At 48.7% G+C, this 5,903-nt stretch carries 7 protein-coding genes; 2 read left to right on the forward strand and 5 right to left on the reverse strand.

Annotation, left to right across the window (positions count from 1 at the left end):
* Positions 1 to 25: 25 nt before the first annotated feature.
* Positions 26 to 547, reverse strand: a complete 522-nt coding sequence (locus QUB64_RS25795; RefSeq protein ID WP_333276261.1) for a pentapeptide repeat-containing protein — start codon at positions 545 to 547, stop codon at positions 26 to 28.
* A gap of 12 nt (positions 548 to 559) precedes the next feature.
* Here QUB64_RS25795 and QUB64_RS25800 point away from each other — a divergent pair, with 12 nt between their 5' ends.
* Positions 560 to 1,126, forward strand: coding sequence for a YraN family protein (locus QUB64_RS25800; protein ID WP_333276259.1), 567 nt, complete (start codon positions 560 to 562; stop codon positions 1,124 to 1,126).
* A gap of 196 nt (positions 1,127 to 1,322) precedes the next feature.
* Here QUB64_RS25800 and QUB64_RS25805 read toward each other — a convergent pair whose 3' ends face one another.
* The gene (locus QUB64_RS25805) at positions 1,323 to 1,712 is read right to left on the reverse strand and encodes a hypothetical protein (RefSeq protein WP_333276257.1); all 390 of its coding nucleotides are present in this window, start codon (positions 1,710 to 1,712) and stop codon (positions 1,323 to 1,325) included.
* Between the two features lie 145 nt (positions 1,713 to 1,857).
* Here QUB64_RS25805 and queA point away from each other — a divergent pair, with 145 nt between their 5' ends.
* Positions 1,858 to 2,988: a tRNA preQ1(34) S-adenosylmethionine ribosyltransferase-isomerase QueA gene (queA, locus tag QUB64_RS25810; protein ID WP_333276255.1), complete on the forward strand. Its 1,131-nt coding sequence runs from the start codon at positions 1,858 to 1,860 to the stop codon at positions 2,986 to 2,988.
* 154 nt (positions 2,989 to 3,142) lie between these two features.
* On the opposite strand, the gene rpmF is transcribed toward queA, so the two are convergent.
* The 3 genes from rpmF to QUB64_RS25825 all read right to left on the reverse strand — a co-directional run bounded on the left by rpmF (position 3,143) and on the right by QUB64_RS25825 (position 5,645).
* On the reverse strand, positions 3,143 to 3,316 hold the full coding sequence (rpmF, locus tag QUB64_RS25815; protein WP_293132726.1) for a 50S ribosomal protein L32: 174 nt from the start codon (positions 3,314 to 3,316) through the stop codon (positions 3,143 to 3,145).
* A gap of 365 nt (positions 3,317 to 3,681) precedes the next feature.
* Complete coding sequence (locus tag QUB64_RS25820; RefSeq protein ID WP_333276253.1) at positions 3,682 to 4,158, reverse strand: TM2 domain-containing protein; 477 nt, start codon at positions 4,156 to 4,158, stop codon at positions 3,682 to 3,684.
* A 248-nt stretch (positions 4,159 to 4,406) separates the two neighbouring features.
* Positions 4,407 to 5,645 carry an IS110 family transposase gene (locus QUB64_RS25825; RefSeq protein ID WP_333276251.1) on the reverse strand — a complete coding sequence of 413 codons (1,239 nt, stop codon included), beginning with the start codon at positions 5,643 to 5,645 and terminating at the stop codon, positions 4,407 to 4,409.
* Between the last annotated feature and the right edge of the window lie 258 nt (positions 5,646 to 5,903).

Below are 5,903 nucleotides of genomic sequence, written 5' to 3' on the forward strand. Positions count from 1 at the left end.
TTCAGTCCTTCTTTTAACAACCCTTTTAATAATCACAAAACAGAGTTTCGCGAGTCTCTCTACCAGTCACCGGATTAGTACCTTTGGCAACTTTACAAAGCTTTTCGATCATATCGTCTCGCAGCAGTGTATCTGTAAAATCAGCACCGTCAATCACAGCTCCTTCGAGTCTGGTATTGTAAGCAAAAGCACCCTCAAGGATAGCATTAGTTAGATTAGCTTTCATCATCCGAGCCAAATCCAAAGTCGCACCCCTTAAATTAGCGCCTTCAAAATTTGCCTCTTCCATATTGGCGCCAAACAAGCTCACGCCCCCCAAATCTGCATTGGTAAAATTGCTGTTGCGAAGATTAGCTTTATTAAAACTGTCGTTAGTTAGAACTTGTCCGCTGAAATCAGCACCGACTAGGATTTCTTTGTCGCGATCCAAGGCGAAAGCAGGTGCGGGATTAATGGCGATCGCCCCAGCGGCAATTACTGCTAAAATAACAAAACTCAGCAAGAAAGTATAAATATTTTTGCGATGTTGGCGAATTCCAGAATTCATAAGTTAAAGCTAATGGGCAGCGATGACAGTTCAGAATTGAATTCTACCAGAAAACGCTCCTCTTCGCTGGCTGCCACTGACTCCAACTCTCCCGAATCCGCAAACTCTCGGGATATCGGCACCTTGGGAGAAAACTTAGTCGCCGAGTGGTTAGAGCAGCAAGGCTGGGAAATCCTGCACCGTCAGTACCGCTGTCGCTGGGGAGAGATTGACATCATCGCCCTCGGAAGAGATGAAGAGGGCGCCAAAAAACCAGGCATTTGCGATCGCCAATTCCCGACATTAGCATTTGTAGAGGTCAAAACTCGCCGCCGTGGAAATTGGGATGCTGGCGGAATGCTTGCTGTTAGTGCCACGAAACAAGCCAAACTTTGGCAAACCGCCGAAATATTTTTAAGCACTCGTCCAGATTTAGCAAATAATTCTTGTCGCTTTGATGTCGCCCTAGTCAGGTGCGAGCCTTCAGGGCAAAAGACCAAACAAATATTACCACCAACGGCAGCGAACTCTCAATCCGCCCTTACGGGAAACTACCGGCTTACCCTGCAAGAATACATTCGATCGGCTTTTAGTGATTAGAAATGTCAAATTAAAAATTACAGGCTAAAATTAAAAAGTAATGCCACTTGGTAATTTTTAATTGTTAACTTGCCTTGACTGTCGCCCAGTTCTCTCTTCATCTTTAACGGACGTGGAAAAAGCGTTAAATCCTCTCCCCCGATCCCCCAATCCCTATCGGACTCTGCGATCGCAGGCAATTTATCTGCTCCGCAGTCTAGGCCAGAGTTTCCGGGCAATATCCCAGACCCTTGACAAACTGCTGGCGAAACGCTTCAATTTCTTTGCGGTCTGGGCTTCCGTGACAAACCACGGCCACCTGGTAGCGGCGCATCACGCTCAGCGGCGACTGTCCCGTTTCCAAGCTCCACAGTGCCATTTGCAAGCGAATTTCAGGATCGTAAGGAATCCCGACTTCGTTCATAAAAGCCCGAAAATCCCCGTGCATTTCAGGAGTCAAATATTGACTCATTTTCACCTTCACGACCCAGCCGTCTATTTGGTGAATAACAGTGATAAATTGCAAAGGAACATGACTAGCCGTGCGTAGGTAATCCACGACTCTCAGAGTGAGGCTAGTATTGGCGATGTAGTAGAGGTATTCCATAACTATCCTTCGAGCAAAGCTGATGCTACACCTCTATCCTCGCGGGCTATACCGGCCACCACAAGGGGAAAAGCACCCGAATTTGGATGGGGGTTTTTACCCAATTTGTTACCGAGTTGACAGATTTTTGACAGGAATTCACCCGATGACAGAGATTGACTGGTCTTTGGACGGTTATGACTACGAACTTCCGCCCGATCGCATTGCCCAAAATCCCGTAGTGCCAAGGGACAGTTCTAGGTTGCTGGTTGTAGATTCTGCCAGCAGCCACCAACACCGGATTTTCAAGGATTTGCCGGATTTGCTCGAACCCGGAGACTTGCTGGTACTGAACAACACCCGTGTTTTGCCAGCGAGGCTCTACGGGCACAAACCCAACGGCCCGGCTGTGGAGATCTTGTTGATGGAAGAACGCCAGCACAACTGCTGGCTGGCTTTGGTTAAACCGGGGAAACGCTTAAAGTTGGGAGCAAAAATAGAGTTTGAGCCCGCCTCCTGTGATGACTCCGCAGTAGGCCCTTGCTGTTGCCTTCCCCAGGCTGTGGGAGTCGATCGTCGATTGACTGCGACAGTAATTGCTAGGGACGAGTCAACAGGAGGACGGCTGTTAGAGTTTGACATCCCTACAGATACGAATCTAGCGAAGTTTTTGGACGAATACGGCCACGTACCCCTGCCTCCCTACATCGAAAATTCCCAAGCTGCGCCGGAACAGTACCAGACTGTTTATGCCGAAAAGCCTGGGGCGGTGGCGGCCCCGACAGCAGGGTTGCACTTCACCGAAGAATTGTTCAGCCGCTTGGAAGAGCGGGGAATCGAAAAAACTTTTGTCACCCTCCACGTCGGGGTAGGGACGTTTCGCCCGGTGGAGGTTGCAGACGTGACGGCTCACAAAATGCACGGCGAATGGGTGGAAGTACCCGCCGCCACCGTCGAGAAAATCCGCGAAACTCAAGCTAGAGGCGGGCGAATATTTGCTGTGGGTACGACAGCAGTGCGAGCTTTAGAGGGAGCGGCTGCGGCGAGTGGCGATTTTTCCTTGCAGCCTTTTTGCGGCCCGACAAATTTGTTTATTTATCCCGGTTACAAGTGGCGGGTTGTAGAGGGGATGATTACCAATTTTCATTTACCGCGCTCTACTTTGATGATGATGTTAAGCGCGATGGTTGGAAGGCCTCGGCTGTTGGAACTTTACCAAGAGGCGATCGAGCATCAGTACCGATTTTATTCCTTTGGCGATGCCATGCTGATTTTACCTGCGGCAAAGAAGGATTAACTCATTATCTGGCACCATTCTCAAACTTTCCTTTAGGGCGGCCCGAAATGGCCACCCCAGCAGAAAATATATGTATTCCCCAACAGTCGGCAAAGCCTGTTAACCGAGAATGGTGCAAAATCTCAGAAACGCCAATTGTTAATTTTTAATCTATTTATTCTTCCTCCTCTTCTTCATTGCCGGGATACACGAAGCTGTTGGAACGCCCAGTCAGAACAGATTTGCCGAGAGACAGAGCTTTCTGAGCTGCCACTACAGCTTTGCGCTTCCATGTGGCTTTACGCATATTCTTTCTGGATTTGGAGGTTTTCTTCTTAGGGACTGCCATGACGCTAAATACTTTCTGGTTGTATAGACAAACAAACATTCTAGCCGATTTTGCCTCGCTGGCTCGATCGACTCTCCGACAACAATCGATGGCAAGCAATATCAAGTAGTAGGGTGCGTCAGCGACTAGCTTCTCGAACAACACGCCAAATCCCCCAACTGACGCACCCTACAGTTCAATCCCCGTAGGGTGCGTCAGCCATTAGCTTCTAGAACAACACGCCAAATCTCCAGGCTGACGCACCCTACAGTTCAATCCCCGTAGGGTGCGTCAGCGATCGGCTTCTAGAACAACACGCCAAATCCCCCAACTGACGCACCCTACATTTAAATCTCTCCCAGTCTCCACCTCTGGCAATCTCCTGCTTAGAGTTCGTGAAAGTAGTACATCACAACACCAGTAACTGGGTCGTTCTCGATACTGACATAACCCGTTTTGAGCAATGCCGTGAAAGCCTCTTCCACTTGGGCAAAAGTAGCGCCGGTTGCCATCACCCCTTGGGTGACAGATAATCTTCCGTTCTTGGTATAAGCTGCCTTAAGCAGTTTAATCCCTAACTGATCGGGAGTTTGCTTCGGGTATGTCGAGGCGATCGCCCCGTTGGTAGAAGATAGCGGTATACCTTGGGGAGATACGCCGAGTTTGCCCCTGAGAGTGGCATTGTGTTCGTCCACCATCTGCGGCAGCACCACCAAGTCAAACAATTGCCCGATCCCAAACAACCCAAAGGTACACAGCCACAGCAAACCCGTGCCAATCTTGCCGTTGTAGAGGCGGTGGAGCCCGAAGGGGCCGAAAAAACAAGCTGCCCATAAAAGGTAACTAACACCTAAATTGCTCATTTGATGCCCGTCCTGCCTGGTTATTTTCACTATTGCGCTCCCTCAATATATATTTTGTACTTTCTATTTGGTGGTTAAACAGCTTGACACCGGAATTTATTTGTGCTGTATCCGAATAAACTGAACAACAGGCAGAATTTTGGTTCCCAATACCTGCTGTATAGAAGCCCATGAGTAATTCACTGTAGACATTTTTTTGGATAATTAGAAGACCCGCAGACAAATTACTCCTGCGGGTCTTTTAGATTTTAGATTTTGACGATGCTGCACAGTTCTTTGAAAAGTTCGCGGATGCACCGGGCGATCACCCGCTGGCGGGCTAGTTTAATCGGAGTGCCGCCTTTCTTTCGCCGTTTTAAGTTTTCGGCCGGTGACATTTGCTCGGCGTCCTTGCCTTGCCCGTAAACAAATTTTAAGGGCGGATTGTTCCGAGCAACTTCCAAACGAGTAAAACACCACTGCCAGAGCGCTTTCCTGCAAAGCGCGCTACCAGATTGTTTGCCCTTCTTTTTCTGGCCGCTGTCGTCTCTGATTACCCCCATGCCGACGGCTCGCATAAATCGGCGTTCTGAGAGTTTGAGCTTGGATTCTTTCCCGGTCTGGCGATTTTTGCGGATTTTGATTTCGGGGCCGCCATCCTTTAAAAAATCCTCGATCGGGTAGATCGCTCCGAGCAAGTAGCCTTGGAGTTGGTAGCCGAATCCAAATTTTGTAAAAATCCGGCGATATTCTTTAAATTGCTGGCTGTCGATCAATTGGTGCAACTGCTTTTTAAGTATAAAAATTTCTTCCTCAATTTCGCAGTATTGTCTGGCGGCCCATTGAGTTTGAGGCTCGATGCCAGAGCCGATCGTCCCCTCCAAAATAAGATCGTACTTTTTGGATTTTCGCCGACCGGCCAACCAGCCCCACAACAGCGGAGCCAAATCATCCTGCAATTTTGCTGATCGCACTAAAGCAACCTCGGGGCATTGCCATGCTAGCTCTTGCCTCATCCTGTTGACGATCGGGCTTTGTAATCGGTTGAGATGTTCGAGGCGCAGGCAGATATGCTTAATCTGACTGACCAGAGGGTCGCGAATTTTGAGGTAGCTGGCATCCGGTTTATCAAAATACCAGCAGGCGATCGCAAAGGCGTCAATGTCGTCGGTTTTCGCCCCGCTTTTGCCTTCTTTTCCCATTAGTTCTGCCCGGTAGTTGGGCAGCTTGCTGTTGGATATCATCCGCACTTCGCAGCCCCAATCGCCGAGTTTGTTCATCCACAACCTGGCGTAGTTCATTCCGGTCGGTTCGCAAATGGCGATCGTTTTGTCGGATTTAAAGCTTTCAATTTTCGCCTTAAGTCGATTTAAGTTTTCAATGTTCGAGTGGAATACTTCAATATCGGCATTGAAATAATCGTCACGGGGATTGCTGGGTTTTTCCAGCATGAAGCACGCGGAAATTGACGACCGAGAAACGTCAATGCCTACGATTAAATATTTCATCTAGTTTAGGGAGAAAAAACTGGAAGGACGAAAGAGCCTACGAATCTCCCAAAAGCAAATTAATGCTTACTTCACTGATTAAGGCTCGTTGATTTTGTCCGTTGTGCGGGCTGGCGCTTGCGAATTACTAATAGCAATTAAGCTAATTTCTGCGTTAAAGCGCCACTTGTCTGAGGACTCATCCCGCGACTCTCCCCTTTTTAAGGGGGGAAAGTTTCGATCGCCGAGTCACGCGACCATCATCAGGCGGTTATCGCT

Source organism: Microcoleus sp. Aus8_D2, assembly GCF_036702665.1.
GTDB lineage: Bacteria > Cyanobacteriota > Cyanobacteriia > Cyanobacteriales > Microcoleaceae > Microcoleus.

Bases quoted from the DNA above. Each gene is read 5' to 3' on its own strand.
- rpmF (WP_293132726.1), bottom strand. From the start codon at position 3,316: ATGGCAGTCCCTAAGAAGAAAACCTCCAAATCCAGAAAGAATATGCGT.
- QUB64_RS25795 (WP_333276261.1), bottom strand. From the start codon at position 547: ATGAATTCTGGAATTCGCCAACATCGCAAAAATATTTATACTTTCTTG.
- QUB64_RS25805 (WP_333276257.1), bottom strand. From the start codon at position 1,712: ATGGAATACCTCTACTACATCGCCAATACTAGCCTCACTCTGAGAGTC.
- QUB64_RS25800 (WP_333276259.1), top strand. From the start codon at position 560: ATGGGCAGCGATGACAGTTCAGAATTGAATTCTACCAGAAAACGCTCC.
- QUB64_RS25825 (WP_333276251.1), bottom strand. From the start codon at position 5,645: ATGAAATATTTAATCGTAGGCATTGACGTTTCTCGGTCGTCAATTTCC.
- queA (WP_333276255.1), top strand. From the start codon at position 1,858: ATGACAGAGATTGACTGGTCTTTGGACGGTTATGACTACGAACTTCCG.
- QUB64_RS25820 (WP_333276253.1), bottom strand. From the start codon at position 4,158: ATGAGCAATTTAGGTGTTAGTTACCTTTTATGGGCAGCTTGTTTTTTC.